The organism is Streptomyces sp. NPDC002669, from assembly GCF_042889165.1.
In the GTDB taxonomy this organism is placed as follows: domain Bacteria; phylum Actinomycetota; class Actinomycetes; order Streptomycetales; family Streptomycetaceae; genus Streptomyces.
In genome coordinates, this window is the sequence record NZ_JBIAQQ010000001.1 from 94,646 (window position 1) to 117,027 (window position 22,382).

Genomic DNA, 22,382 nt, shown 5'->3' on the forward strand with positions numbered 1-22,382 from the left:
AGGGCGGTCCAGATGGAACTGCGCACCGAGCAGCTCATTGCCGGATATTCCGGACGTACGGTCGTCGACCGCGTCGACGTGACGGCACCTTCGGGCCATGTGGTCGCGATCGTCGGGCCGAACGGCTGTGGGAAGTCGACCCTGTTGCGCTCGATGGCCCGGCTGCACGCCCCGGAGTCGGGCCGGGTGCTGGTCGACGGCGAGGACGTGTGGCGGATGCGGCAGCGGGAGGCCGCGCACCGCATCGCCCTGCTCCCCCAGGCCCCGCAGGCGCCGGAGGCGGTCACGGTGGCGGGCCTGGTCCGTTACGGACGCCACCCGCACCAGGGCCTGTTCCGCCAGTGGTCCCGCGACGACGAACGGGCGGTCGAGCGCGCCCTGACCGCCACCGGGACCGCCGCCCTGGCCGACCGCCGGGTCGAGGAACTCTCCGGCGGTCAGCGGCAGCGGTGCTGGCTGGCCATGGCACTGGCCCAGGAGACCCCGGTCCTGCTGCTCGACGAACCGACCAGCGCGCTCGACATCGGGCACGCCGTCGAGGTCCTGGACCTGGTGCGGCGGATCGCCGCCGACGGCCGCACCGTCGTCATGGTCGTCCACGACCTCGCCGCCGCCGCCCGGTACGCCGACACGCTGATCGCCATGCGGGACGGCCGGGTCCTCGCCTGCGGCGCCCCGCGCGAGACCATCGACGCCGCGCTGGTGAGGGAGTTGTACGGCGTGGAGGCCGAGATCCTGACGGCCTCGTCGGACGGATCGCCGGTGGTGGTACCGCTGGCGACCCCGGCCCCCGTCCCCGCCTGACCGGGCGACACCGCCCGCCGCACCGCGTCCGCGGCGGCGTGCGCGACCGGCGGCGGGCGGACCGGGTGTGCGGGGCCCCGAGGGCTCCGGGCACACTCTGTATGTCGCGTTACCGCCAGCAAAGGGATGATCCACGCATGATTACGCTCAAGAAGGAAGACGGCCCGGCGGACCTGGACGGGGTGACCCATCTGTCCATAGGGGTGTCCTGGGACCCCACCGCCGGGAGCAGCGGCGGGATGATGGGGATGCTGCGCCGCAAGTCCGGAACGGACCTGGACCTGATCGCCATCGCGATGCAGGGCGCGGACCCGGTGCGTCTGGCGGGCCTCGACTCCCTCGACCCGATGGGCAACGGCTCGCTGCTCCACAGCGGCGACAACCAGACCGGGCGCGGGGACGGCGACGACGAGACGGTGACGGTCGAGTTCGCGCGCCTGCCGGAGAACATCACGTCGATCGTGTTCGTCGCCGCCGCGTACAAGCGGGGCAGCTCCTTCCAGAAGGCGCGCAACATCAGCTTCAAGGTGTACGACGCGACGGGCGGCAGCTCCCAGCAGGTCGCCGACATCTGGCCGAGCCTGCTCACCACGGACAACGGCTGCGCGGTGGCCAAGGCCATGCGGGTCGGCAACGCCTGGAAGCTCGAAGTGATCAACACCACGGGGAAGATCAAGCAGGGCAGCGAGCACGCGCTGATGCGTTTCGCCATCAGCAAGTAGCCCCGGCCGGCCCACGCGTCCGGCGGCGGACGGTCTACGGCCCCGCGTCGCGGTTCCCCCGGCGGCGGACGGCGAACGCGAGGGCCGCCGCGTACAGCCCGAGCACCGCCACGAGCAGCGGGTAGTAGAGGGCGGGCAGCGCCGTCATGCCCAGGGGCGGGCCGAGCGGGGAGAGCGGCAGCAGCAGCCCGGTGACGGCGAGTCCGGCCGCCGCCCTGCCGACCGGGCTGCCGCCGCGGCCCCCGGCGGTGCGGCGGCCGGTCCGCAGGAGCACCATCACCAGGGCCTGGGTGAGCAGGTTCTCGGTGAACCAGCCCGAGTGGAACACCGCCTCGTCGTCCGCGCCCCCGGGCCCGTACAGGGCGAGGGCGAGCACCCCGAAGGTGGCCAGGTCGGCGACGGCGTTGAGCGCCCCGAAACCGGTGATGAAGCGGAGCAGGTCCCGCGGGCGCAGCGCCGTCGGGCCCCTGAGCGCGGCGGGTGCGGGCCGGTCGTAGGAGAAGGTGAGCTGGGCGGCGTCGAAGCACAGGTTCTGGACGAGGGCCTGGGCCGGGAGCATCGGCAGGAAGGGCAGCAGGAGCCCGGCGAAGAGCATGGCGATGACGTTGCCGAGGTTCGAGGACAGCGTGATGCGCAGGTACGTCGCGATGGTGACGCTGCTGTGCCGGCCCGCCGTGATCGCGTGGGCGATCGCGGTCAGGTCCTTGCCGCGGCCGGCGAGGACCACGTCGGCGCTCTCGCGGACCATGTCGACGGCGTCGCGCGGGCAGATCCCGACGTCGGCCGCGTGCAGCGCGGGCAGGTCGTTGACGCCGTCCCCGAGGAACCCCGCGGTGCGGCCCGCGGTCCGCAGCGTGGTGACGATGCGGGCCTTGTGCTCGGGGGTGCAGCGGGCGAAGACGGTGGTGCGGGCGGCGAGCCCGGCCAGTTCGGAGTCGGTGAGCCCGTCGATGCGGTCGGCCGTGCACACCTCCCCGGGGTCCAGCCCCAGGTCCCGGCAGGCGCGGGCCGCAGTGGCCGGGTGGTCGCCGGTGAGCACCTTGACCGTGACGCCGCGGTCGGCGAGGACGCGCAGGGCGCCGGCGGCGGAGGGGACGAGTTCCTCGCGCAGGGCGACGAAGCCGACGAAGGTCAGGCCGCGTTCGTCGGCGGGGGTGTACGGGCGGTGCCGGGCGGGGCGTTCGGCGCCGGCGACCGCCAGGAGCCGCAGCCCGTCGTCCGCCCGGTCCGCGGCGAGCCGGAGCAGCCGCCGGCGCCGGTCCCCGTCGAGGGCGCACCGCTCCAGCACGCTCTCGACGGCGCCCTTGACCACGAGCAGGTCCGTGCCGAGCCGGCCCGGCACGCGCACCACGGCGGTGGACAGGCGACGGGCCGGGTCGAAGGGCACGGCCGCGACCCCGTCGTGGACCTGCGCGTCGGCCGTGTCGGCCGCGTCGAGGATCGCCTCGTCCAGGGCGTCGGGGACGGGCAGGTCGGCGAGTTGGAGCGTCCACCAGGCGTTCACGGCGGCCCAGTGCAGGACCTCGGGGTCGTCCCGCCCCTCGGCGTCCAGGCCGCGCACCACGACGGGGCGGTCCCGGGTGAGCGTGCCCGTCTTGTCCAGGCACAGCACGTCGACCGCGCCCAGGTCGTGCAGCGCGGGCAGCCGTCTGACGATCACGCCGTGGGAGCGGGCGAGGAGCGACGCGCCGCGGGCCAGGCAGGTGGTGACGACGACCGGCAGCATCTCCGGGGTGAGCCCCACCGCCACCGCCACCGCGAAGGGCAGCGTCTCCAGGCCCCGGCCGCGCAGGGCGGCGTTCGCCATCAGCACCAGCGGCGGCGTCACCAGCATGAACCGGATGAGGGTCCAGGAGATGCCGTGCACGGAACGGTCGAAGGCGCTCGGGCCGCGCGGGTGCACGAAGTCGTGCGCGGCGGCGAACCGGGTGCGCGCCCCGGTCGCCACGACCACCGCGGTGCCACTGCCCGACATGACGCTGCTGCCCTGGAAGCACGACTGCGGCTCGCCGAACGGCCCGCGCTCCGGCACTCCGCTCCCGGACCCGCCCGGCGCGTCGACGGGGTACTTGGCGACCGGGGCCGACTCGCCGGTCAGCGCCGCCTGGTTCACGCTCAGGCTGTTCGCGCGCAACAGCCGTACGTCGGCGGGGACGAGGTCCCCGGGGCCGAGCCGGACCACGTCCCCGGGCACCAGTTGGTCGACGGGGATCTCGCGGGGCACCGGGTCCGCGTCCCGCCCCGTGCGGCGCACCACGGTGGCGGTGGTCGCCACCAGCTCCCGCAGTCCCGCCATCGACCGGTCGGCCCGGTGCTCCCCGGCCGACCGCAGCACGCAGCTGACCACCACGAGCACGGTGATCACACAGGCCGGGCCCCAGGCCGCGACGGCCGCGGACACCAGCCCGAGGCAGAGCAGCACTGCGGTGAACGGGTCGCGGAGACTGTGCAGGAACCGGCCGGGCCACGACACCGTCCGCCGGGCGGGCAGGGTGTTCTCGCCGTACCCGGCCAGGCGTGCCTCGGCCTCCTCGTCCGTCAGGCCGTGGGGCCCGCTGTCCAGTGTGCGCAGCACCTGGAGCGAGGTGGGGCCCGCCGGGGCGCCGCCGGCCCCGGGTGCTCCGGCCGGTGCCGGAAGGGTCCGCGACGGGAACGGCAGCACCAGGCCCCGCCCTCCGGTCGCGGAGGTCTCAGGCACCGGTTCGGCGGAGTGTGCGCGACTGCGTGGAGGCGGCGCGTGCGGCCAGCCGGCCGACCATCATCCGCACCACGGCCACCACGTCGGGGTCGTCCACGAAGTACACCATCCGTCGGCCGTCGCGGCTGGAGCGGACCAGCCCCGCGAGCTTCAGCTTCGTCAGATGCTGGCTGACGGCGGGCAGTGCGCCGCCCACCCGCTCCGCGAGCCCGGTCACGTCGCTCTCGCCCTGGGCCAGCGCCCACACGATGTGCAGCCGGGCCGGGGACGCCAGCAGTCCGAAGGACGCGGCAGCCTCCGCGAGCACCTCGGCAGGCGGGTCCTCGAAGCCGTCGACGTCCGTCTCCACCGTCGCCCCTTCCTCTTCCCGGATCGTTTGCGGGCCCAAGTCTAGGCAGTCTCCGAGGACTGCCGTCCGGCCGCACGGGGACACGGTGAGGACGTGGAGCAACCACCCCCGCCCGCCCCGCGTCCTCACCATCGTCCGTACAGTTGCGCAACCATGCAATGCACTCGCCGACCGGGGCCGTTCCCGCCCCGGTGCGGCCCGATGAGGGGAATGACGAACGTGGGCATCATCAGCTGGATCATCCTCGGCCTCGTCGCCGGAGTCATCGCCAAGATCCTGCTTCCCGGCCGCGATCCCGGGGGCCTGATCGGCACCACCCTCATCGGCGTCGCCGGTGCCTTCGTCGGTGGCTGGCTCTCGGCGCGCGTCTTCGACCGGCCGGTGGAGAAGGAGTTCTTCGACCTGACCACCTGGGGAGCGGCGATAGGCGGTTCCCTCGTCCTGCTCATCGGTTACCGCCTCCTCTTCGGCAACTCGCGGAACTGACCGGGAACGCGCTCCCCGGGCCGGTGCCCTCCACCGGCCCCGTACCCCGTGGACGCGCCGCCGCCCGGCGCGGCGCCCCCGGGTGCCGTGTTCTCGAACATCCGATCATGCACTCCGGTGCCGTGACCGACCGCTCGGCCACCGTCGTTACTTCTGCGGAGTTCCCGCGACGGGCGACTTCGCCGAAACGACAACGGGTGGTGCGGACGGATGCGTGCAACAGGTACGGAGGTGCGGCCGACGTGCCGGGTCGGGACGCGGCGCGAGGCGTCGTACGCGTCGGGCCGCCCGGGCGCGGCCGACGGCACGGAGCCGGAACGCGCGTGATGCTGCGTCTGCCCGCGCACCCGGACCACCTCTCCTGGGCCCTGCCGTCGATCCGCGGATCGGTGCAGGCGGCCCGGGACCGTTCCGGCCAGTGGCTGCACCGGGCCGGCATCGCACCGGATTCCACCCTCTTCGACGCGGCCCTCCAGGTGGTGGCCGAGCTCGTCTCCAACGCCGTGCAGCACGCCGACCTCTCGCCGGACGTACAGGTCTCCCTCGCGCTGGAGGGGTATCTCCTCACGATCTCCGTCGGGGACCAGGACCCGCGCCCGGTGTCGCTGGAGGACCTCGCGCCCCGGCAGGGCCTCGCGGTGGTGTCCGGTCTCGCGCACGACTATTCCGGCGACGTACGGACCGAGCCCGCCTGCGACGGACCCGGCAAGAGCGTCATCGTCCGGTTCGCGCTGCTCGGCGCGATCGAATGAGCCGGGCCCGGCCCCGGCCGGGTTCCCGCCGTTGCCCGGCCGGGTCAACAGGGGAGGGGCCGTCCCGCGCGCATGACGCACGGTACGGCCCCGGCCCGGCCGGGCGCGGCTTCCCTCCGGCACCGCCGGAAGGAGCCACGCTCCCCTCCTATGGCCTGCCCACCCGCTGCCTTCCGGCGGTACGCCTCCCGGCCGTACGCCTTCCGGCCCTCCCCGCGGGCCTCCCGGAGGACGGGTCCGTGCCCCGGTCCTCCCATTCCTCCCCCAGCATCAGGACGGGGTCGAACATCACCACCGCGGCGGCCACCACCAGGAACACGGCCGGCCCCAGCAGCATCGGCACGAGCAGTTCCGTGCCCGTCATCCCGCCGCCGTGCGACCCGTGGCCCTCCCCGAGTTCCACGTTCAGCGCGGCCATTCCCGTGTAGTGCATCGCGGCGACCGCGACCCCGAAGATCAGGCTCGCCCGGAGGCTCGCGCGAAATCCGTACGCGGACATCGCGGACCACAGTGCCGCCGTCGCGGCGGCCACCGCGATCACCACGGACAGCACCACCAGGGGCACGGAGTAGCTGATCCCCGACCCCACGTGCATCGCCGCCATGCCCAGGTAGTGCATGCCCGCGATGCCCAGGCCCATCAGCAGACCGGCCGTCAGCAGCACCGGCCGGCGCGCCCCCAGATATCCGACGGCGAAGACGCCGACGCCCACGACCACGACCGCCACCACCAGGCTCGCCGCGGTGAGCGCGCTGTCGTAGGTGATGGAGGATTCCGCCACGCTGAAGCCGAGCATCGCGATGAAGTGCATCGTCCAGATGCCGACGCCGATCGACGTGGAGCCGAGCGCGAGCCATCCCGTCTTCGCGACGCCCCTGCTGTGCATCGACCGGTTCGTGCACCGCAGCCCGAGGGCTCCGCCCAGCCAGGCGACGAGGAACCCGGCGACCGGGGTCACGAAACCCTGACTGAAACCATCCACGGTCGCGGACGACATCGTTCCGCCCCTCCCTTGCCCGACCCGTGCGCGAACTCCCCTTCGAAGCCCCGCCTCATGACGATAAGCAGACGTGATGACTGAAAACCCACCCTCTTGAATAACTGAATCATCACGAAATCCGACAGTCGATCTTGAATTCGCCTTCATGTGATATGCGGCACGGAAAAAGCGCCCATTCCAATCCGTGACGATTCCGTTTCGAGACCTGACGGAAAGTCACCCGCCGGACGCCGCCCCACTCGCCCCGGGCGGGAACGCCGGTGACCGGGACGCGGTGGCCCCCGCCCTCGCCCGTGACCGCCTGGTCCACCACGCGGCGCCCGAGGAGTTCGCCGGGGCGGTCGTGGCGTTCCTCCGAGGCGCGTCGGCGCCGTACGGTCCCGTCAGCGGTCCGGGCCGTTTCCGTCCGTCTCCGCCCGGAGCGCCTCTCGGGTGGCGGCCCCGTAGACGCCGCGCGGATCGTCGATGGCCCGGATCCGCTGGAAGCGGAGCACGGCGTCCTCGACCGCGGCCGAGAAGACGCCGTCGTACGGGCCGTCGTACAGGGCGAGCCGGGACAGCCGCCACTGGAGTTCGCTCACCTGCGGCCCGCTGCTGCCGAGTGCCGGTGCCCCGTCGTCGGGCAGTCGCGAACGCTCCGGTGTCGCTCCGGCCGACGGGGTGCCGCCGCCGCTCGTCCCGGGGTCGGGCGTGCGGCTCGGGGCGGGCGGGGGCGTCCCGGGGACGACGGGCGCGATCGCGGTCCGGCTGGGCTCCGGGTCCGTGAACCGGGCGGGCGCGTCCTCGTCGGCCCCGGCCGCGCGGCGGTCCTCGACCGGGGGCGCCGTCGGGGGCGCCGCGATCCGGCGTGCCTCGGGCGGGCGGTCGGGGCCGGAGGCCGCGGAGACCCCCATGAGGACGGCCGAGGAACCGGCCGCCGTCGCCGCCACGAGGGCGAGCACCCGGCCGAACGCCCCCGCCCCGGTCCGGGGCCCGCGCCTGCGGGGTCCGGGCTCCTCCGTCGCCGCCTCGGGTGGCCGCACCAGAGCGGGGGCGGCGGGCACGGGGTCGGCGAAGAGATTCAGGATCTCCTGCTCGATCGTGTCCGCGGTGCTGTCCGGCGGCACCACCCTTCCGAGTACGGGATTCGCCCCGTGGTGGGCGGTGTCGTCGTGGTGGTGCGGTGGGTGCGGGTGGTTCCCCGGCCGGTGCCACGGGTGTTGCTGTGCGGTCATGTGCCGGCCCTCCGGGCACGTCGGTGGTGTGGGCGTTGCGTCCTGTGGGGTGTCCCGCGCGGGGTGGACGCGCGGGAGGGGGGTCATGCGGAGCGGCGGTGGGGCGGGGCGCCGGGCGCGGTCCGTCGGCGCGACGCCGCGCGGGAGTCGTCGAAGGAGAAGTCCTCGGTGTGGATCCGCTTCCCCGGGACCCCGGCCCGGACGAGTGCGGTGACGGCCGCCCCGGTCATGGCCGACGGCCCGCACACGTAGACGTCGCGCCTGACCAGGCCGGGGACCAGGCCGCGCAGCGCCTGCGGGGCGAGTGGGTTGAAGGAGGCGTCGGAGGGGCCGAGGAGGTAGTGGAGGTCCGCCCCGCGGTACGCGGCGATGGCTTCCAGCTCCTCGCGGAACACCAACTGCTCCTCGCTGCCCGCGCGGTAGAGCAGGGTGATGTCGCCGGGCCCTCCCGGCAGCGTCTCGAAGAGCGTCCGTATCGGTGTGATGCCGACGCCTCCCGCCAGGAGCAGGACCTTGCGTCTGGTGCGCCTGCGCGCGGTCATCGCGCCGAACGGCCCGGTGGCCAGGACCCGGGTGCCGGGCTTGAGCCTCCGGATCCGCCGGGTGTGGTTCCCGACCGCCTTGACGGTGATGCGGATCGTGTCGTCCCGCACGGGTGCGGAGAGGGAGAAGGGCAGGGCCGAGTGCCAGATCCTGCGCTGCAGGAACCGCCACCGGAAGAACTGCCCGGATTCCGCTTCGAGGGCGTCCAGCCCGGTGCCCCGCATCAGCACGGAGACCACTCCGGGCCCCTCGGTCCGCACCTCCAGGACGCGCAGGTCGTGGCGCATCACCTGGCGGACCGGGACGACGAGCCGGTACTGGACCAGCAGTGCCGCGACCACGACATGGAGCGCCACCCACACGCAGAGCACGAAGGTGTTGTCCCCTATGTCCGGTCCGGTCATCTGGTGGGCGACGCCGAGCCCGGCCCCCACGTAGGTGAGCAGGTGCACCGCCCGCCAGATCTCGTGCGGGACACGGCCGCGTACGCCGCGCGCCGACACGGCGCCGACCGCGCAGAGCAGCACCGTTCCGACGACGGCGAGCCCGATGCCCGTCGAGCCCAGCAGGTCCAGCGCGGAGGTCAGCAGATCGCTCCCGCTGCGCGTCGCGTAACCGCACAGGGCGAGCACCCCGTGCGCCAGGCACGACAGGATCACCCAGCGCCCGCCCCACGCGTGCAGCCGTGCGAGCCGGTCGGCGCCGACGCCGTGTTCCACCGCCGGTATCCGCGCCATCAGGAAGAACATGACGAGGACGCCGTACCCGGCGAGCAGGCCGGTGAGGTGGGCGAAGGCCGCGAACAGTCCGTCGAGCCGGGCCGTGGGCTCCGTCCCGGCCGCCCATCGGGCCGTGACGGCGAAGGCTCCCGCGGCCAGAGCCGCCTGGAGCGACGCCGGGGAGATCCGCGGTGCGAACCCCGTCCGGGGAGCGCGCATCCGCCTCACGAACCGCTCCGCCCACGCACGCACCGTCCGGGCCGGCGACTGGCGGTGCCGCGTCCGCGCTGCCGCCGTCCGCACGGCGCGGTGGGCGGCGTGCCGTGCGCCCGGCACCGCACCGGGGGATGACGGTGCGGTGCCGAACACATTCCGGGGCCACGTGAAAGTCCCCTTTCCCATCGGGCGGAAGGAGCTTTCTTCTGTTTCGTTTCGGCGCCGGTGTTCCACGGTCCGAACATAGCCGTCCGTCCGGGGCGGAAAGCCTGTTCACGGCGCCCGGGAAAGATCCTTAAGGTTCTCTTCAGTTTCGCTTCAAGGGTGGCTAAGCATTTTCCCGGAACGCGTGATGTCCGGGGCAATAAAGTGATGTGACGGCGGTTCGGAAGATTCCGGGTAAGGAAGCCTCCGGGGTACGCGGAGTCCGGTACGGAAAGGCCGACGGGCAAAGCCCGGAGCGGAGAGGCCCGTACGGAAAGCCCGGTCCGAACGCACCGGGGCCGGTCCGCTTCCACGGGGCAGCGCTCAGCTGCCTTCCTCGATCTCGACGAGCGGAGCATGTTGATACCAGCTGCAGAAGACCGAGATCTCCCGGGAGTCCTTGGTGAAGGACACCCGGATCCACTGCGGGTGCTTCCACGTCTGCATCCGCCAGCCCGAGTCGGGGACGGCCGAGACCAGTTCCGCGTGGTCCTGCTTGATGTTGAAGACGACCCGGCCGCCGTCGACGGTGTAGCCCTTCACGTTCCCGGACCCGCCCGTCGACCGGCCGGCGGTGGGCGGCGCGGAAGTCGGCGCGGTGCTTCCCGCCCCGCCGGTCGGCGGCTTCGTCCTCGTCGCGGCCTCACCGCCGTCACTCGCGGACGGGCCGGGCGTCGGGGACTGCCGGGGGCGGTGCGTGGCGGAGGGCCGGGGGCCGGCGTTCTCGTGCTCGGCCTGCTCCACGTCCACGATCGGCAGGGCGCGCGGTGGGTCGTAGGCGGTCCCGGACATCACGGTGTGGACCCCCCACCAGGTCAGCGTGACCGCCGCTCCCGTGGAGAGCACCCACGCTATGCCGTTCACCAGTCCTCGTCGCATCCGGAACATCTTGCACCATGCGTCTTTCGGGTCGGCGCAGCGGGGAACACTTCGTTGAATAGCATACGATTTCCCCCATGGCTGGTGTGCTCGTCGTCGAGGACGACCGTTTCGTACGCTCGGCCCTCATCCGGCACCTGACCGATGCCTCCCATGTCGTATGGAGCGTCGGTACGGCCCTCGAGGCGCTGCGCGAAGTCTCCCGTTCCCGCTTCGACGTGGTCATCCTGGATCTGGGGCTGCCCGACCTGGACGGCGCCAAGGCGTTGAAGATGCTGCGCGGAATCACCGATGTGCCCGTGATCATCGCCACCGCCCGGGACGACGAGGCCGAGATCATCCGGCTGCTCAACGACGGCGCCGACGACTACATCACCAAGCCGTTCTCCGTCGAGCACCTCTCGGCGCGCATCGCCGCGGTGCTGCGGCGCGCCGGCACCGGCCACACCGGCGAGGCCCAGCCCTCGCAGGTGCTCCGGGTCGGCGGCCTCGCCATCGACCCGCTGCGCCGGCAGGCGACCCTGGACGGCACCCAACTCGTCCTGACCCGACGGGAGTTCGACCTGCTCGCGTTCCTCACCGAGCGGCCCGGGGTCGTCGTGTCCCGCAAGGAGCTCCTGGCCGAGGTGTGGCGGCAGCCGTACGGCGACGACCAGACCATCGACGTCCATCTGTCGTGGCTGCGCCGGAAGCTGGGCGAGTCCGCCGCCAGGCCGCGCTATCTGCACACGTTCCGCGGGGTGGGAGTGAAGCTGGAAGCCCCGCTGTGAGATGGGCTCTCGTCAAGGTCTGCCTCGCGGTCACCACGATGGTCGTGGTGGCCTTCGCCGTCCCGCTCGGTCTGGTCATCCGGGAGATGGCGTCGGACCGGGCGTTCTCCGACGCCGAGCGGCAGGCGGCCGCGATCGGCCCCACGCTCTCCATCACCGCGGACCGGGAGCAGTTGACCCGGGCCGTCATGTCCACCGAGGCCGGTGCGCAGGGGCGGGTGACCGTGCACGTCCCGGGCGACGACACCCGCGCCGCGCTGGAGATCGGCCGCCCCCGGGCGACGACCGGGGAGATCGTGGCCACCCGCGAACTGGGCCGTGAGTCCATCGCGAAGGTGCCGGGGGGCTCGGCTCTCATGACGCCCTTCGCGCTGCGTTCCGGGAAGACCGCGATCGTCGAGGTGTTCGTGCCCGAGGACGAGGTCGGCAGCGGTGTGACGACCGCCTGGTTCATGCTCGCCGGGGTGGGCGTCGCGCTGGTCGCCGGTTCGATCGCGGTGGCGGACCGGCTCGGCGCGCGCATGACCCGGCCCGCCGCGCAACTGGCGAGCGCCGCCCATGAGCTGGGTGAGGGCAGGCTCGACGTAAGGGTCCCCGAGAGCGGCCCGGCGGAGCTCGAACAGGCCGCTGTCGCCTTCAACTCCATGGCGGACCAGCTGCTCCAGCTCCTCGCCAACGAGCGGGAGCTCGCGGCGGACCTCTCGCACCGGCTGCGCACCCCCCTGACCGTGCTGCGGCTGAACACCGCTTCGCTGGGCAGCGATCCGGCCGCGGACCAGACGCGGGCCGCCGTGGACCAGCTGGAGCACGAGGTGGACATGATCATCCGTACGGCGCGCGAGGCCAGGCCGCAGGCCGCGGCCGTCGCCGCCCCCGTGGCGAGCTGCGACGCGGCCATGGTGATCCGGGAACGGATGGAGTTCTGGTCCGCGCTGGCGGAGGACGAGGGGCGCGGGGTCCGGGTCGCCGGCGTCGACCGGCCGGTGCACGTCCCCGTCGCCCGCGCCGATCTGGTGGCCGCCCTCGACGCGCTGTTCGGCAATGTGTTCCGGCACACCCCGGAGGGCACCGCCTTCTCGGTGGACGTACACGGCGGCGGGTACTCGGTGATCGTGCTGGTCTCGGACGCGGGGCCGGGCATCGACGACCCGGAGGCGGCCCTCGCCCGCGGCAACAGCGGTGCCAGGAACGGTTCGACGGGGCTCGGGCTGGACATCGTGCGGCGGCTGGCCGAGGAGACCGGCGGCGACGTGCGCATCGGCCGCTCGGTGCTCGGCGGCGCGGAGATCCGCATCCGCATCCAGCTCGACGGGCGGCGCTCCGAGCAGGGGCAGCGGCGCCATCGCGGTTCGGGCCGGCGCGGGCGGCGCGCCGTTCGGGCCGCCCGCTCCTGACGCCCTCCCCCGGCGCCGGGCGCACGGAACGTCAGGCGGACAGCCGGCCGGACGGACCGGCGCCGCCCCACACCGTCCTGCGGGGGTGGACGTCGACGACCCGGTGGCCGGCGTCCCAGGCCCGCACGGCCGCGCGGGCCGCGTCCGCGAGCAGACCGAGGGCGACCGGATCCTTCGGACCGCGCACGGCGACGGCCCGCATCGCCCGGTGCTGGGCGATGCGAGCGGCGCGTATGTCGAATTCCAGGATCGAACCGTTTCGTCGGGCCGCGGGACGGGGCGGCGGGGAACACGTACGGGGCAGGAGGCGGACGGGGGCGGTCCGCCCGTGCCCGGTACCGTTCCGGACGGTCGTCACAGCCGTTTCACCACTGCCGTCGCACCACGGCGTTTCACCAGGGGCCGCCCGCGGCCGGTCCGGAGTACGGGGCGGCGGGGAGCAGCCCCCTGCCGAGGGGCCGGACGCCCGACGCCGTGCCCTGCGCGAGGTCCGGGCCCGCGGTGTCCGGGCCGGGGAAGGAGGCCGGTCCGCCCGGCACGGGGAGCAGCTGCGCGGCCCCGCCGTCGCCGGGGAGGTCCGGGCCGCGCAGGGGCCGCCGGGAGCCGGCCGGTGCGGGCAGCAGATCGAGGTGCGCGGGCGCACGGTCGCCGTACCGCTCGTACTCCGCGACGGGGTACGGGGCCTCGTCGTGCGCGGGAAGGCCCGTCGGTACGAGTACGGGCGGGGCGGGCAGCACCGGGACCGGGCCGGAATCGCTCATGGTCGTGTCCGTCCAGCGCTGTGCCGTCACGAACGCGTGCCGTGGCGCGGGGAGTTCGCCCCCGTACCGTTCGGCGGGGGCGGCCGCGACGGGCCCGATGCCCGTCGGGGGCACCCTGTCGCCCGGTGCGGGGTACTCCCCGGTCCCCTCGGCGGTCTCGGCGGGGCGGCCCCGGCGTCGCCCCGTCGGCTCGCCGGGCACCGTGACCGCGTCCCAGCGGTCCCCCGTGTCCGACGCCGCGGGGAGCGGGGTCCTGCCCCTGCGGCGGCCGGTCGGGCCGGGGTGTTCCGTGCGGGTCCCGGAGATCTCGGCACGGGCGCGCTGGTGTCTGCCGCCGCCGTGGGTGCCCGTCTTCCCGCCGGACAGTGTGCCCGTGCGCGGGCCGGGGAGACCGGCCGTCGGCGAGGGGGCCGATTCCCTTGTACCGAGCGGTACTTCGAGGACGTAGACCCCTTCGTCCTCCCCCGTCCCGCCGTGGGCCTGCACCACTCCGCCGTGCGCGGCGACGATCCCCCGCACGATGGGCTGGTGGACGGGGTCCCCTCCGGCGTACGGGCCGCGGACCTCGATCCGTGCGGTGTTCCCCCGCTGTGCGAGGGCGACGACGATCTCGGGGACGGTGGTGCCCGATTCCGGGGCGTGGACGAGCCGGGTCCTGCCCGCCGAGTCGACTCCCGCGACGTCCGCGAGGAGGTGGGCGAGTGCCGTCGTGAGCCGTTCTGCGTCCGCCTCCGCCCCGATCGGCGCCGTGTGCACGGTGAACCGGGCCCGGTTGGCGCCGATGAGTTCGGCGGCCTCGGCGACACCGGCTTCCACGACGCCGTCCAGCCGCACCTGTGCCATGCGCAGTTCCTCGGCGCCCGTGTCGAGCCGCTGGCTGCCGAGGACGTTGTCGAGCAGGGCCACCATCCGGGCGTGCCCGGCCGCCAGCCGGTGCATGGCCTGGCTGGCCTCCGGCCAGAGGTGCCCGGCGTTGTCGGCGGCCAGGGTGGCGAGTTCGGTGTGCATCTCCGTCAACGGCCCGCGTACGGCCTCTTCCAGAGTGGCCGTCAGCTGTTCGTGCCGGGCGGACAGGTTCGCCCGGCTCTCCCGGTGCCTGTCCAGTTCGTCCGCGTGCCGCTCGTCGCGTTCGGCGAGTTCGGCACCGTGGGTCAGCACCAGCTGTTCGCAGGCGCTGCGGTCGGTGAACGTCATGACCGCGCCGACGAGTTGGCCTCCGTCGCGCACCGGGGCGGTGGTGATGTCGGCGGGCACCCGGGTCCCCTCCTTCGTCCACAGCGCCTGCCCGCGCACCCGGTGCTTGCGGCCCGAACGGAGGGTGTCGGCGAGCGGCGACTCGTCGTACGGGAACGGCACGCCGTCCGCCCGCGAGTGCAGCGCCAGGGAGTGCAGTTCCCGGCCGCCGAGCTGACTGGCCCGGTAGCCGAGGATCTGTGCGGCGGCGGGGTTGACCAGGACGATCCTTCCGTGGACGTCGGTGCCGACGACCCCCTCGGACACGGCGCGCAGGATCATCTCCGTCTGCTGCTGCGAGCGGGTCAGTTCGGCCTCGGTGTCCAGGGTGCCGGTGAGGTCCCGCAGCACGAGCATGAGCAGGCCCTCGTCGGGGTGCGCCCGGTACGGGTCCCGGTGGCCGGTCCCGGCGTCCAGGTAGACGTTGGTGATCTCGGCGAGGAACTCGTGGCCGTCGGGGCGGCGCGCGGTCGTCCGGGCGGGCTTCGTGCGCCCCCACGCGTCGGCGTCGTCGGGCAGCAGCATCGAGCCGGGGAGCAGGCGCGATTCGAAGCCGGGCAGGATGTCGAGGAGCCCGCGGCCGACGAGGGCGGTGCCGGGGGTCTCGAACATGCCGAGGGCCACGGCGTTCGCGTCGACGACCGTGCCGTTGCTGTTGACGATCACGAGGCCGTCGGGGAGGGCGTCGAAGATAACGGCGAGACGGTCTGCCCCTCGGGGTGGTCTGTTGTTCACGACGACACTTCTCTCCTGAACCACGGTGTCCTGCCTGCCCGTCCGCTCGCACCGGTGTCGGTGCCGCGCCCGCCGACACCGGTACGGGCGGGCGCGGGTGGGTGATTGCCTACGGTCCGCCCGTCGCCGGGGCCCTGCCGCGGGCCCCGGCGCGGTCGGTACGGTCTCAGCGCCTGCCGGTCGCCCCGCGGCGGCGGCCCATGGCGAAGACCGAGGCCGCTCCGATCGCCAGCACGGCGGCCCCGGCGATCGCGATGACCGGGGTGGTGCTGTCGCCGCCGGTCTCGGCGAGTTCGATCCCGGGCTTCTCGGCCGCGCTGTTCGCCTCGGGCGCGTCGGCCCCGCCCGTCGCGGTACCGGGTGCCGCCCCGGCCGTCTTCCCGGTGTCCCCGCCCCGGTCGGCCGGGGCGGGGGCGCCGCCGCCGTGGCCCCGGTGCGTGACGGAGGACTTGCCGGCCCCGGCCGCGATCTCCTCGTCGGTGGGGGCGGTCGCCTTCCGCGCGGAACCCTTGGCACCGCTGTCCTTGCCGAAGACGACGTCCGAGCAGGTGTAGAACGCCTCGGGGGAGTCCGAGCGCTGCCAGATCGAGTAGATGAGGTGACGGCCCGACCTGGCGGGAACATCGCCCCGGAAGACGTAGTCGCCGTTCTCCATCTTCGGGTCGGCGACCTCCACGAAGGGCTTCGCCTCCAGGTCCGACCACTTCAGCGGCTTCGCCGGGTCGTAGGAGTCCTTCGTGATGTACAGCGCGAAGGAACCCTTGTGCGGGGCGGTGCCCTTGTAGTGGAAGGTGTGGCCGCCCGCGGACATCTTCGTCGACGGCCAGTCGGCCCGCGGCAGATCCAGGCCCCGGTACTTCTCGTTGGCCGCGCTGCACAGCTTGCCGTCCGGAATGATCTGCTTCGACTTACCCGCCGCATTGGCTATGTTGACCGCGTTCCAGTCGTAGAAGGCCTGCTTCCCGCTCGCCGCGACAGCCGCCTTGCACGCCGCCGACTGCGGCGACTCCACACCCTCCGCGTAACAGGCCGAGACCCGGCTCACCGGATCCGTCATCGACCCGTGCGCCGCCGCCGGAACACTCAGCGAAACGGTCAGGAACATTGCTGCGGAACCGGCTCCGGCGCATGCTGCGGCCTTGCGGTAAAAGGTCATTGGGATGAACTCCTCAACCCTGCGGTGGTGTTTGGGGACGGGGGCACCGGGCGGTCTCCCGGTATGGAGTCCTGCGGTCCGGCGATCAGCAACCTAACCCTCGAAACCCGGCTGCCTGGCGGGTGGAAGCCGTATCGGGCAATTCTTATGGATGCCTTAAGGGATTCCTCAGACTGCTATTACTTCCCTCGCTCCCCGCCGCTCGACGGCCCGGCGCAGGGGTGTTTTCCCCCGGCCGGAACGGGACGCCCGGCCCCTCCGGGACGGGGGTTCGGACTAAAACGTGCGGCGATGATGTTGTTCCTGGTCGGTACCGATTTGCGAAGATGCGGGTCGGACGGAACGGAGGCATGGCTGTGCACGGTGAGTACAAGGTTCCCGGCGGCAAGCTCGTCGTGGTGGATCTGGACGTCGAGGGCGGGGCACTGCGCAACGTACGGGTGGCCGGGGACTTCTTCCTGGAACCGGACGAGGCGATCCTCGCGATCGACGCGGCGCTGGAGGGCGCGCCGGCCAACACCGACACCGCGGGCCTCGCCGCCCGGATCGACGCGGCACTGCCCGCCTCGACCGTGATGCTCGGCCTCACCTCGGAGGGGGTCGCCGTCGCCGTGCGCCGGGCGCTCGCCCACGCCACCGAGTGGAGCGACTACGACTGGCAGCTCATCCACGAGGCCCCGCAGTCCCCCGCGCTCCACATGGCGCTCGACGAGGTCATCACGGCCGAGGTGGCCTCGGGCCGCCGGCCGCCCACGCTCCGGGTCTGGGAGTGGGCCTCCCCCGCCGTGATCATCGGCAGCTTCCAGTCCCTGCGCAACGAGGTCGACCCGCAGGGCGCCGAGCGCCACGGCATCACGGTCGTGCGCCGGGTGTCCGGCGGCGGGGCCATGTTCGTGGAACCCGGCAACACCATCACGTACTCCCTCTCCGTCCCGGAGGCCCTGGTCTCCGGGCTCTCGTTCGCCGACAGCTACGCCTACCTCGACGACTGGGTGCTCGGCGCCCTGGCCGACATGGGCATCAAGGCCTGGTACCAGCCGCTCAACGACATCGCCACGGAGGCCGGGAAGATCGCGGGCGCGGCGCAGAAGCGGGTGGTCGGCGGGGAGGGCGCCGTGCTGCACCACGTGACCATGTCGTACGACATCGACGCCGACAAGATGCTCGAAGTCCTGCGCATCGGCAAGGAGAAGCTGTCCGACAAGGGGACCAGAAGCGCGAAGAAGCGGGTGGATCCGCTGCGCCGTCAGACGGGGCTGGCGCGCGAGGCCGTCATCGAGCGGATGATCGACTCCTTCCGCACCCGGCACGGGCTCACGCGGGGCAAGGTGACGGACGAGGAGATGGCGCGGGCCGAGGAGCTCGTGCGGACGAAGTTCGGCACCGAGGAGTGGACCGCCCGGGTGCCGTGACGGGGCGGGGCGGGGCGGGCCGGGGCCGGGGCCGCCGACCACGGTTCGGAGCTCTCAGTTCTCCGGCCGGATCGGGGAAACTCCCTTTCTTCCGCGGTGAGTTATCCCGCGTCGGCGGGCGGGATCTCCTGCTCGGTCCAAATGATCTTGCCCTCGGGCGTGTAGCGGGTGCCCCAGCGGTGGGTGAGCTGGGCGACGAGGAAGAGGCCGCGGCCCCCTTCGTCCGTGGTCCGGGCGTGCCTGAGGCGGGGCGAGGTGCTGCTGGTGTCGGAGACCTCGCAGATCAGGACGGACTGGCGCAGCAGCCGGAGCCGGATGGGCCCGGTGGCGTGGCGCATCGCGTTGGTGACGAGCTCGCTGACGATCAGCTCGGTCGTCATCTGGAGCTCCTCCAGGCCCCAGCTGCTCAGCAGGCGGGCGGTCCGGGCCCGGACACCGGCGACGGCGGCCGGGTCGGCGGGCACCTCCCAGGAGGCGACGTGGTCGACGCCCAGTTCGTGCGTACGGGCGAGCAGCAGGGCGACGTCGTCGGGCTGGGGAACGGGGACCAGTTGTTCCACGACCGTCGCGCACAGCGCGTCGAGGGACAGTCCGCGCTGGGCCAGGGCCCCGCCGAGGCGGGACATGCCGAGTTCGGCGTCCTGGTCCCGGCCCTCGATGAGCCCGTCGGTGTAGAGGCCGATCAGGCTCCCCTCGGGCAGTTCGGCCTCAGCCGTCTCGAAGGGCATCCCGCCCAGGCCCAGCGGGGGCCCGGCGGGCAGTTCGATGAAGGAGACGCGTCCGTCCGGGGAGACGACGACGGGCGGCGGGTGGCCGGCGCGCGCCATGGTGCAGAGCTGGGTGACCGGGTCGTAGACGGCGTACAGGCAGGTGGCACCGAGCACCGGGGTACCGCGCGTCCCGTTCTCGGGTTCCTGCTCGCTGAGGCGGAGCACGAGGTCGTCGAGGTGGGCCAGCAGTTCGTCGGGGGGCAGGTCCATGTCGGCGAGGGTGTGCACCGCGGTGCGGAGCCGGCCCATGGTCGCGGCCGCGGCGATGCCGTGTCCGACGACGTCGCCGACGACCAGGGCGACCCGGGCGCCGGACAGCGGGATGACGTCGAACCAGTCTCCCCCGACGCCGTCCTTGGCGTCCGCCGGGAGGTAGGAGGAGGCCACGTCCAGCGCCATGCCGCCGGGCAGGGTGTGCGGGAGCAGGCTGCGCTGGAGGGTCAGTGCCGCGGCGTGCTCGCGGGTGTAGCGGCGGGCGTTGTCCACGCACACCGCGGCCCGCGCCACCATTTCGCGGGCCGGGAGCACGTCGTCCGGTTCGAAGGGGGCGAGGTTCACCGACCGTACGAAGGTGACCAGGCCCAGCACCGTTTCCCGGGCCCGCATCGGTACGCAGATGAGGGAGTGGAGCCCGAACTCCCGGATGCTCGCCGCCCTGGCGGGCTGTTCGGCCGTCCAGGCGTGGCTGTCCGGGTCGAGGACCGGGACGAGGACGGGTTCGCCGTCGATGAGGAACCGGATGTCGTGGGGCGGGGGCATGAAGTCGACCTGGTCCCCGATCCGGCCCACCGCCTCCGGGCAGCCCTCGCGCACCGAACTCATCCCGGCCCGGCGCATCTTCGGCCGGAGCGAGGGGTCGGCGGCACGGGAGCGGGCGAGGTCGGCGCGGGACAGGCCCGGCCCCAGCGGCCACGGGGCGGGTTCCTCGGGGCTTGCGACCGGTTCCAGCAGGTCGACGATGACGAAGTCGGCGAAGCGCGGCACCGCGAAGTCGGCCAGCTCCTGGGCCGTGCGCATCACGTCCAGGGTGGAGCCGATCGCGGCTCCGGCGTCGTTGACCAGGGCCAGTCGCTGCTGGGCCTTCCACCGGTCGGTGACGTCCAGGACCATGTAGCACATCCCGGTGGCGTTGCCGTCGCCGTCGGTCAGCGGGAAGAACGACGAGGAGTAGGCGCGCTTGCGGTGCGGATCGGCCCAGCTCCAGCCCAGGTACTCGTAGTCGATGACGGGAACCCCGGTGTCCAGCACACCGCGCATCAGCGTCTCGACGGCGTCGGCCTCCAGCCCCGGCAGCACCTCGCTCAGCCGGCGGCCCAGGCGTTGTTCGCGCGGGACGCCGCCGAAGCGTTCCAGGGTGTCGTTCATCCAGAGGTAGCGCAGGCTCGGGTTCAGTACGGCCATGCCGATCGGGGAGCTGGTCAGGAAGGCGTCCAGCACGGACTGCCCGACCGTCCACTCCGGGCGCCGTTCGCGCCCCGAGACCAGGAAGCACTCCCGCCCGTCCAGGTGGAAGGCGGCCGAGACCCGCAGGTCCACCTCGATCCGGCGGCCGTCGCTCCGCCGCACCTCGGCGACGCCGCTCCATCCCACGCCGGCCCGGCACCGTTCGGCGATGCCCGCCACCCGGACCGGGTCCTCGGGCATGGCGAGCAGGAAGCCGGCGGACCGCCCGACCACGTCCCCGGCGCGGTAGCCCAGCAGTTCCTGCGCGCTGTGCGTCCAGCCGACGATCGTGCCGGTTCCGGCGACCACCGCGGTCGCGTCGTTCGCCGCGTCATGGGTGTGCCGGGGGGCGCTGGGCGGCAACGGTTCGGGGCAGGGCTCCGACTGCGAACCTGCGCACGCCATACGGTTCACCACCCATCCACTCCACATCCATGGTCCCGGTTTTCCCGCTCCGGTGCGAGCGACCGCGATCGGGGCGGCCGCCCCGGCCGGCCCCGCGCGGGCGGAGGCGCGGCCGGTGCGGCGGCCGGGCGGCCAGGAGGTACGCGGTGGTCAGCGCGCTCCGGGGGCGGCCGCGGCGACGGGCGGGCGGAGCTCGTACCACCGCCGGTCCGCCTCCAGCTGCGCGGCGAGGGAGATCAGCCGTTCCTCGCTGCGGGACGGGCCGAGCAGCTGGGCGCCGACCGGCAGTCCGGCGCCGGTGAAGCCCGCCGGTACGTTGATGCCGGGCCAGCCCAGCACGTTCCAGGGCCAGGCGTACGGACACGCCTCGGTCATCGCCAGGTCGGTGCGCCAGGCGCTGAGCCCGTCGAACCGGCCGATCGGGGGCGGCGGCAGCGCGGTCGTCGGGGTGAGCAGCACGTCGTAGCCGGTGCCGGTGCGGGAGTGGCCGGTACCGGTGCGGGAGGTGCGGAAGAACGCGCCGATCCGGTGGTGCTGGCGCACCTCGCGTTCCCTGGCCGCCCGTACCACCCGGCCGCCGAGCCGGGTGCCGGTGCGCAGCGCGCTGCGGGTGCGCGGGTCGAGGAGCGCGGGGTCGGGATGGCGGGCGGCGAGTTCGGCGATCCCGGCGGTGGCCCGGGGGACGAAGCCGAGGCCGATCAGTCCGTAGCGGGGCCTGGCCTCCTCGACGTCGTGACCGAGCCGGGCGAGGGTTTCGGCCAGTGCGGTGACGGCGCGGCGCACGTCGGGGTGGGGCTCGGAGCCGGTGAAGGTGAACGGGGGGCGCCAGGCGAGCGCCACGCGCAGTCTGCCGGGGTCGCGGCGGGCGGCGGCCGAGGCGTCGACGGGCGGCGGGCGGTGCGGGTCGGCGGGATGGGTCCCGGCGGCCGCGTCGAGCAGCAGCGCGGCGTCGGCGACGGTCCTGGCGAGCGGTCCGTTGACGGTCAGGCCCTGGAAGTCGCGGTGCGGGTGGCCGGAGATCCGGCCGCGCTGGGGCTTGATGCCGACGAGATGGGTCCAGGCCGCCGGGATGCGGACGGAGCCGGCGCCGTCCGAGCCGAGTGCGGCGGGCACGAGACCGGCCGCGACGGCCGCCGCCGAGCCGCCGGACGAGCCGCCGGGGGTGTGACCGGTGTGCCACGGGTTGCGGGTGGCGCCGAACGCGGGGCCCTCGGTGAACGGCCACTGGCCGAGTTCGCAGGAGTTGGTCTTCCCGACGATCACGGCCCCGGCGGCGCGCAGTCTGCGTACGGCCTCGCTGTCGGCGGCGGCGACGGGCAGGTCGCCGCCGCAGCCGAAGTGGGTCGGCATCCCGGCGACGTCGGTGTCGTCCTTGACCGCGACCGGTACGCCGAGCAGGGGCAGCCGCTCCCCCGCCGCGAGCCGGCGGTCGGCCTCGGCGGCCTCGGCGAGCGCGGCCTCGGCGCGCAGGTGCCGGAAGGCGTTGAGGACGGGTTGGCTCGCCTCGATGCGGCGCAGCGCGGCGGACACCTGCTCGGTCGAGGTGGTGGTGCCCTCGGCCAGCTCCCGTGCGCTGTCGGCCAGTCCGGCCGGGCCGGCCGGTTCGGTGGTTTCCACGGCTTCCGTTGAGGACATCGGCTGACCGCCTTCCTCGTATCGGCAGAGGCGCGCGGCGCGTCTGTGGTCCCGATGTGGGCCCGAACGAACTTACCGGAGG

18 protein-coding genes are annotated in these 22,382 nt (G+C 73.6%); 7 read left to right on the plus strand and 11 right to left on the minus strand.

Features of this window, described 5'->3' with window-relative positions:
- Positions 1-12 precede the first annotated feature (12 nt).
- Both ACFYW1_RS00420 and ACFYW1_RS00425 read left to right on the plus strand, forming a co-directional pair.
- On the plus strand, positions 13-804 hold the full coding sequence (locus ACFYW1_RS00420; RefSeq protein WP_388985149.1) for an ABC transporter ATP-binding protein: 792 nt from the start codon (positions 13-15) through the stop codon (positions 802-804).
- A gap of 137 nt (positions 805-941) precedes the next feature.
- Entirely contained in the window at positions 942-1,526 is a 585-nt protein-coding gene (locus ACFYW1_RS00425; RefSeq protein ID WP_385600962.1) for a TerD family protein, read from the plus strand.
- Positions 1,527-1,560: 34 nt separating this feature from the next.
- Here ACFYW1_RS00425 and mgtA read toward each other — a convergent pair whose 3' ends face one another.
- Together mgtA and ACFYW1_RS00435 are read right to left on the minus strand one after the other, a co-directional pair.
- The gene (mgtA, locus tag ACFYW1_RS00430) at positions 1,561-4,224 is read right to left on the minus strand and encodes a magnesium-translocating P-type ATPase (RefSeq protein ID WP_388985151.1); all 2,664 of its coding nucleotides are present in this window, start codon (positions 4,222-4,224) and stop codon (positions 1,561-1,563) included.
- Positions 4,217-4,573, minus strand: a complete 357-nt coding sequence (locus ACFYW1_RS00435) for an ArsR/SmtB family transcription factor (protein WP_388985153.1) — start codon at positions 4,571-4,573, stop codon at positions 4,217-4,219. The genes mgtA and ACFYW1_RS00435 overlap by 8 nt, the downstream gene beginning before the upstream one ends.
- Positions 4,574-4,792: 219 nt before the next feature.
- Here ACFYW1_RS00435 and ACFYW1_RS00440 point away from each other — a divergent pair, with 219 nt between their 5' ends.
- A complete protein-coding gene (locus tag ACFYW1_RS00440) occupies positions 4,793-5,059 on the plus strand; it encodes a GlsB/YeaQ/YmgE family stress response membrane protein (RefSeq protein WP_148836180.1) in 267 nt (88 codons plus the stop codon).
- A gap of 323 nt (positions 5,060-5,382) precedes the next feature.
- The gene (locus ACFYW1_RS00445; protein WP_388985155.1) at positions 5,383-5,811 is read left to right on the plus strand and encodes an ATP-binding protein; all 429 of its coding nucleotides are present in this window, start codon (positions 5,383-5,385) and stop codon (positions 5,809-5,811) included.
- Positions 5,812-5,959: 148 nt separating this feature from the next.
- Here the strand turns inward: ACFYW1_RS00445 and ACFYW1_RS00450 are convergent, their stop codons facing one another.
- The 4 genes from ACFYW1_RS00450 to ACFYW1_RS00465 all read right to left on the minus strand — a co-directional run bounded on the left by ACFYW1_RS00450 (position 5,960) and on the right by ACFYW1_RS00465 (position 10,595).
- Entirely contained in the window at positions 5,960-6,808 is an 849-nt protein-coding gene (locus tag ACFYW1_RS00450; RefSeq protein ID WP_388985157.1) for an MHYT domain-containing protein, read from the minus strand.
- Between the two features lie 386 nt (positions 6,809-7,194).
- Positions 7,195-8,025, minus strand: coding sequence for a peptidoglycan-binding protein (locus tag ACFYW1_RS00455; protein ID WP_388985159.1), 831 nt, complete (start codon positions 8,023-8,025; stop codon positions 7,195-7,197).
- An 83-nt stretch (positions 8,026-8,108) separates the two neighbouring features.
- Positions 8,109-9,506, minus strand: coding sequence for a ferric reductase-like transmembrane domain-containing protein (locus ACFYW1_RS00460; RefSeq protein WP_388985161.1), 1,398 nt, complete (start codon positions 9,504-9,506; stop codon positions 8,109-8,111).
- Positions 9,507-10,031: 525 nt separating this feature from the next.
- Positions 10,032-10,595 carry a hypothetical protein gene (locus tag ACFYW1_RS00465; protein WP_388985163.1) on the minus strand — a complete coding sequence of 188 codons (564 nt, stop codon included), beginning with the start codon at positions 10,593-10,595 and terminating at the stop codon, positions 10,032-10,034.
- A gap of 68 nt (positions 10,596-10,663) precedes the next feature.
- On the opposite strand from ACFYW1_RS00465, the gene ACFYW1_RS00470 reads away from it, so the two are divergent.
- Positions 10,664-11,356: a response regulator transcription factor gene (locus ACFYW1_RS00470; RefSeq protein ID WP_388985165.1), complete on the plus strand. Its 693-nt coding sequence runs from the start codon at positions 10,664-10,666 to the stop codon at positions 11,354-11,356.
- The gene (locus tag ACFYW1_RS00475; protein ID WP_388985167.1) at positions 11,353-12,750 is read left to right on the plus strand and encodes a sensor histidine kinase; all 1,398 of its coding nucleotides are present in this window, start codon (positions 11,353-11,355) and stop codon (positions 12,748-12,750) included. The genes ACFYW1_RS00470 and ACFYW1_RS00475 overlap by 4 nt, the downstream gene beginning before the upstream one ends.
- A gap of 31 nt (positions 12,751-12,781) precedes the next feature.
- Here the strand turns inward: ACFYW1_RS00475 and ACFYW1_RS00480 are convergent, their stop codons facing one another.
- The 3 genes from ACFYW1_RS00480 to ACFYW1_RS00490 form a co-directional block, all read right to left on the minus strand.
- Entirely contained in the window at positions 12,782-13,108 is a 327-nt protein-coding gene (locus ACFYW1_RS00480; protein ID WP_388985169.1) for a hypothetical protein, read from the minus strand.
- Between the two features lie 34 nt (positions 13,109-13,142).
- Positions 13,143-15,479 carry a PAS domain-containing protein gene (locus ACFYW1_RS00485; RefSeq protein WP_388985171.1) on the minus strand — a complete coding sequence of 779 codons (2,337 nt, stop codon included), beginning with the start codon at positions 15,477-15,479 and terminating at the stop codon, positions 13,143-13,145.
- Positions 15,480-15,645: 166 nt separating this feature from the next.
- Entirely contained in the window at positions 15,646-16,635 is a 990-nt protein-coding gene (locus ACFYW1_RS00490; protein WP_388985173.1) for a lytic polysaccharide monooxygenase, read from the minus strand.
- Between the two features lie 356 nt (positions 16,636-16,991).
- On the opposite strand from ACFYW1_RS00490, the gene ACFYW1_RS00495 reads away from it, so the two are divergent.
- Positions 16,992-18,047, plus strand: coding sequence for a biotin/lipoate A/B protein ligase family protein (locus ACFYW1_RS00495; RefSeq protein ID WP_388985884.1), 1,056 nt, complete (start codon positions 16,992-16,994; stop codon positions 18,045-18,047).
- A 101-nt stretch (positions 18,048-18,148) separates the two neighbouring features.
- Here the strand turns inward: ACFYW1_RS00495 and ACFYW1_RS00500 are convergent, their stop codons facing one another.
- Both ACFYW1_RS00500 and ACFYW1_RS00505 read right to left on the minus strand, forming a co-directional pair.
- On the minus strand, positions 18,149-20,665 hold the full coding sequence (locus ACFYW1_RS00500; protein ID WP_388985175.1) for a SpoIIE family protein phosphatase: 2,517 nt from the start codon (positions 20,663-20,665) through the stop codon (positions 18,149-18,151).
- Positions 20,666-20,815: 150 nt separating this feature from the next.
- Positions 20,816-22,300, minus strand: coding sequence for an amidase (locus tag ACFYW1_RS00505; RefSeq protein ID WP_388985176.1), 1,485 nt, complete (start codon positions 22,298-22,300; stop codon positions 20,816-20,818).
- Positions 22,301-22,382: the final 82 nt, after the last annotated feature.

Coding starts and splice junctions, on each gene's coding strand:
- ACFYW1_RS00420 (WP_388985149.1), top strand. CDS start 13: ATGGAACTGCGCACCGAGCAGCTCATTGCCGGATATTCCGGACGTACG.
- ACFYW1_RS00425 (WP_385600962.1), top strand. CDS start 942: ATGATTACGCTCAAGAAGGAAGACGGCCCGGCGGACCTGGACGGGGTG.
- ACFYW1_RS00450 (WP_388985157.1), bottom strand. CDS start 6,808: ATGTCGTCCGCGACCGTGGATGGTTTCAGTCAGGGTTTCGTGACCCCG.
- ACFYW1_RS00455 (WP_388985159.1), bottom strand. CDS start 8,025: ATGACCGCACAGCAACACCCGTGGCACCGGCCGGGGAACCACCCGCAC.
- ACFYW1_RS00460 (WP_388985161.1), bottom strand. CDS start 9,506: ATGCGCGCTCCCCGGACGGGGTTCGCACCGCGGATCTCCCCGGCGTCG.
- ACFYW1_RS00465 (WP_388985163.1), bottom strand. CDS start 10,595: ATGTTCCGGATGCGACGAGGACTGGTGAACGGCATAGCGTGGGTGCTC.
- ACFYW1_RS00470 (WP_388985165.1), top strand. CDS start 10,664: ATGGCTGGTGTGCTCGTCGTCGAGGACGACCGTTTCGTACGCTCGGCC.
- ACFYW1_RS00490 (WP_388985173.1), bottom strand. CDS start 16,635: ATGACCTTTTACCGCAAGGCCGCAGCATGCGCCGGAGCCGGTTCCGCA.
- ACFYW1_RS00500 (WP_388985175.1), bottom strand. CDS start 20,665: ATGGCGTGCGCAGGTTCGCAGTCGGAGCCCTGCCCCGAACCGTTGCCG.
- ACFYW1_RS00505 (WP_388985176.1), bottom strand. CDS start 22,300: ATGTCCTCAACGGAAGCCGTGGAAACCACCGAACCGGCCGGCCCGGCC.